The organism is Deltaproteobacteria bacterium (assembly GCA_030654105.1).
In the GTDB taxonomy this organism is placed as follows: domain Bacteria; phylum Desulfobacterota; class SM23-61; order SM23-61; family SM23-61; genus JAHJQK01.
Window position 1 is genome coordinate 1 of the sequence record JAURYC010000291.1, and the last position, 4,426, is coordinate 4,426.

At 51.5% G+C, this 4,426-nt stretch carries 3 protein-coding genes; 2 read left to right on the forward strand and 1 reads right to left on the reverse strand.

The annotated features are described in order from the left end of the window. Nucleotides 1-439 precede the first annotated feature (439 nt). On the forward strand, nt 440-1,552 hold the full coding sequence (locus Q7V48_12700; protein ID MDO9211588.1) for a carbon-nitrogen hydrolase family protein: 1,113 nt from the start codon (nt 440-442) through the stop codon (nt 1,550-1,552). Nucleotides 1,553-1,570: 18 nt separating this feature from the next. Then, nucleotides 1,571-2,989 (forward strand): amidase, encoded by a 1,419-nt coding sequence (locus Q7V48_12705; GenBank protein ID MDO9211589.1) that lies wholly within the window; start codon nt 1,571-1,573, stop codon nt 2,987-2,989. Nucleotides 2,990-3,065: 76 nt separating this feature from the next. Here the strand turns inward: Q7V48_12705 and Q7V48_12710 are convergent, their stop codons facing one another. Continuing rightward, a complete protein-coding gene (locus Q7V48_12710; protein ID MDO9211590.1) occupies nt 3,066-4,307 on the reverse strand; it encodes a CoA transferase in 1,242 nt (413 codons plus the stop codon). Between the last annotated feature and the right edge of the window lie 119 nt (nt 4,308-4,426).

Consider the following 4,426-nt stretch of genomic DNA (forward strand, 5'->3'; position numbering starts at 1 on the left):
TTTCCATCTTCCCACTTTCTTTTACCCTCCTTTATCATCCCTCTGTTTGATCGAAAGCAAAAAATCGATAAAAGACAAAATCTCAAATTAACCCCCCCACCCTTTCCCTCTCCCCCGCAATCGGGGGAGAGGGTGGGGTGAGGGGGAAGGATAAAAAAGGAAATTCCTATACAACAAATTTATATGTTAGCACCCGGAGGGTAATTCGTTCAAGTAAATTGGACTGGAACCAAATCATTTGACGATCCTGAGGAATGCCTATAGAATATTTTTAGGGATAAACGCTCCCTTATGAATCCCAAAGCGAGCAAAAATTATTTTTAGTTCTTGTTCGGCTGAGGAAAGGATTGGCAAGGTTAATTGGGCAAAGTCCGCTTCCTATAATCTTTTTTTATCAAAAGAAAAAACTTCAACTTTTTGCCAAAGAGAGGAGAGATCCATGGGAAAAATGGTGAAAGCGGCATCCGTGCAGGCGACGCCGGTATTTATGGATAAAAAGCGGAGTGTGGAAAAATATTGCTGGTACATCGAGGAAGCGGGCAAGGAGAAGGCTGACTTAGTCGTTACCCCCGAGACGGGCATTCCAGCCTATCCTTATTGGAGGGGAAATTTTGGATACACGAACCCCGAGAAGGCCAAAGACTGGAGGGATACGGTCATTGCCTTCTTTGAAAATTCCATAAAGATCCCCAGCCCGGAAACCGACCAGCTGTGCCAGGCAGCAAAACGCGCCAATGCCTATTGTGTGGTTGGAATCAACGAACAGGATGATCGCATCGGCAGCCAGACCTTGTTCAACACCCAACTCTTTATCGGCAGAAACGGAGAAATTTTGGGCCGGCACCGCAAAACCATGCCCACCCACCAGGAGAGGTTTTTTTGGGGGATGGGAGACGCCCGAGATATCCAAGTATTTAATACCGATATCGGCCGCATTGGGGGGCTGATCTGCTATGAGAACCATATGATCCTGATGAGAGCAGCCATGGCCATAAAAGGAGAAGAGATCCACGCCTGTTGCTGGCCCGGGTATTGGACCTTCAATCCCCAAACAAAAGTCAGGGACATGAGCGGGAAGATTGGTCCTTTGCATACCTGCGACCAGGATTGCTGCGTTCGGGAATACGCCTTTGAAACGCAGACTTTCGTGGTCAGCTCTGGCCTCTACCTCCCGGCCAGCGAGGTCCCCGACACTTTTCCCTTCAAGCAGACCACCAATTTCAACTGGGCCATGGGAGGAAGTTGTATCGCCGGGCCCTTTGGAACTTACCTGGCTGAACCCGTTTTTAATAAGGAGACCGTCGTTTATGCTGAGCTGGATATGGATGACCGCATCATCGCCAAGAATGTCTTTGACTGCATGGGACATTACAGCCGTTGGGACCTGGTTTCGCTCAACATTCGCGAGGAAGGATGGGAGCCCGTCCAGAAAGCGGCCGGGGAAAAGGGTCCAAACAGAATTTCCTCCGAAAAACTGGAAAGAGTAGCCAAAAAATTCAAGCTCGGTACGGACAAACTCGAAGCCATTCTCAAGGAACTGGAAACCCTTTAATCATAGGAGAAAAGAAAATTGAATAAGACGGATATGGGTTTTATGCCGGCCACGGAAATGATCGCAGCGATTAAGAAAAAAACCTTGTCTCCCCGGGAAATCGTAGAGGCCCTTCTGGCCCGGGTGGAGAAGATCAACCCCAAGGTCAACGCCTACTGCACGGTGGTCCCGGAAATGGCCTTGGAGGCGGCCAAAAAAGCCGAAGCGGAAATAAGGCAAGGGGGAAAGCTCGGTCCTTTACACGGCATCCCCGTTTCCATCAAGGACCTTACCCTTACGGCCGGGATCCGGACCACCTTTGGTTCGAAGATCTTTGAGCACCATGTCCCTACTGAGGACGCCCTGATCGTCCAGCGTCTGAAGGCGGCCGGGGCTATCGTGATCGGAAAAACCAACACCCCCGAGTTCGGAGCGGGAGCAAACACGTATAACGCTGTTTTTGGCGCCACTCGCAACCCCTGGAAACTCAGCCATACTTGCGGAGGGTCCAGTGGAGGAGCAGCGGTGGCCCTGGCTTGCGGCCTCGGCCCGTTGGCCACGGGAAGTGATCTGGGGGGTTCGTTGCGGATTCCTGCATCTTTTTGCGGCGTGGTGGGATTTCGGACTTCTGCCGGGCGGGTCCCCATCTATCCAAGCTTTATGGGATGGGATACCCTGGCCGTGGAGGGGCCCATGGCCAGAACGGTTGGAGATACGGCCCTGATGCTCTCCGTGATTGCCGGGGCGGACGACCGCTCTCCGATCTCCCTGCCTGGGGACGGGCGGGAATTTCTTGCTGCCGTCGAGCATCCGAATATCCGGGGTTTCAAGGTGGCCTGGAGCGCGGACCTGAAAGTCTCGCCCGTGGATCGGGAAATCGAGGCCGTAGCTGGTGCCGCGGCTAAGCGCTTTACCGAGTTGGGATGTACCGTCGAGCAGGCTGAACCGGACTTTAGCCGGGTCCGGGAGATTATCCATGTTACCCGCGCCTTGCGGATGGTTACTCTGCACGCTGAGAAGCTGGAAAAATGGCGTGACCATATGAATCCCAACCTGGTCTGGAATATTGAGAAAGGCTTTCCCCTCACTGCCCAGCAAGTCGGCATGGCAGAGAAGGAGAGGACAGCGCTCTACCACCGGGTCCGCCAGTTCTTCGAGCGGTATGACCTCCTGCTCACTCCTACCGTGGCCGTTCCTCCTTTTCCCGTAGAAATGCCCTACCCCCAGGAGATCAACGGCAAGCCGATAAATAATTATCAAGAATGGTTATATTTAACCTATGCGATCACCGTGACCGGACTTCCGGCCATCTCCGTTCCTTGCGGGTGGACTGCCGAAGGATTGCCGGTGGGTCTTCAGATCGTCGGCCGGAGGCTGGGTGAGGCAACCGTTCTCAGAGCTGCGGCTGCTTTCGAAGCCATCGCGCCCTGGCAGGATAAAAGGCCGCCAGTCGAATAAAAGAAAAAAATTGGGGGTGTGAAAGTCCGTATTTGACTTTACAGACGCGTCAAGTACTGAATCCCGCGTCCTCTTGTCAAATAATTCCTTCTTTCTCCAATTGCTCCATTTCCTCCTTGGAGAAGCCCAATAATCCTCTGTAAATTTCCTCGTTATGCTGCCCAAGGAAAGGGGCTGGCCCCGAATATTCTGCCGGAAGCTCAGAAAAGCGGATGGGGAATCCGGCGGCCTTCAATCCGGTTGGGCCACTTAATGGATGCTTCAGCTCTTGAATCATTCCCCGAGATTTTAACTGCGGATCCTCCAGCACCTCTTTAATTTCCAGGACTGGGTCACAAGGAACTTTTTTCTCCCTTAAGACCTTTAAGGCCTCTTCCGTGCTTAAATTTTTGGACCATTCCGTTACAACGGCTTCCACTTCATTCGCGTTTTTCAGTCGATCTTCAACGTTCTTGAATCGAGAATCCTTTAAACAATCTTCTCTCCCTATCGCCCCCAGAAATACCTTCCATTGGTCATTCGTGTACACGCAGATGGCGATATTTCCATCTTTCGTCGGGAATATATTCCATGGGACCGCTCTGGGATTCCTGTTTCCTTGCCTCGTGGGAATCCCCCTGGAGACCAGAAGATCTAAAGCCTCATCCATGATCATGGAGAAGCAACAATCTTGCATGGATATGTCAATCCTTTCCCCTTGGCCCGTTTTTTCCCGCGAGGCCAGCGCGGCCAAAATCCCACTTAGCCCATACAACGCCGGGATCAGATCGCCAATCCATGGTCCGCAGCGGAGGGGAGGCCCATCTGGAAACCCCGTAACTGCCATAATCCCACTCGTCGCCTGAATGGTAAGATCAAAAGCTGTTCGATCCCTGTAAGGGCCACTTTGTCCATAGCCGGAGATGGAACAGAAAATGATTTTCGGGTTGATCGCCTTTAACGCAGGATAATCTAATCCGAAACTCTCCATGGTCCCGGGGGCGAAATTTTCAAGGACCACATCTCCCCTGGCAACCAACATGCGAAAGATCTCCATCCCCCGCTTACTTTTCATATCCAGGGTGATGCTTTTCTTGCCCCGGTTGCGCTTTAAATTGATAAGCGAGATGTCTTCCTGAGTCTTTCCTTCAAACCGCACTCCGCTGGGTCCGGCAAAGGGAACGCTTATCCGGGTAGGTTCACCGATCCCGGGCCGCTCAATTTTAATGACCTCAGCCCCCAATGCAGCCAACTGCATACTGAGAAACGGACCCGCCAGCCAGGCGCTTAAATCGATAACCCGAACACCTTCTAAATGTTTCTTAATGGTTGCTTCCAATGGATAACCCCCTTAAATTTAATAGGACGCAGATTTACGCAGATAACCGCAGATAATTATTTTCTTTTTAGTTTATCCTGATAATCTGTGTTTACCCTGTTAGATAGTAAACATCTAAC

What these genes read in the sequence shown, in the direction of transcription:
- Q7V48_12700 (MDO9211588.1), top strand. Translation starts at nt 440, where the DNA reads ATGGGAAAAATGGTGAAAGCGGCATCCGTGCAGGCGACGCCGGTATTT.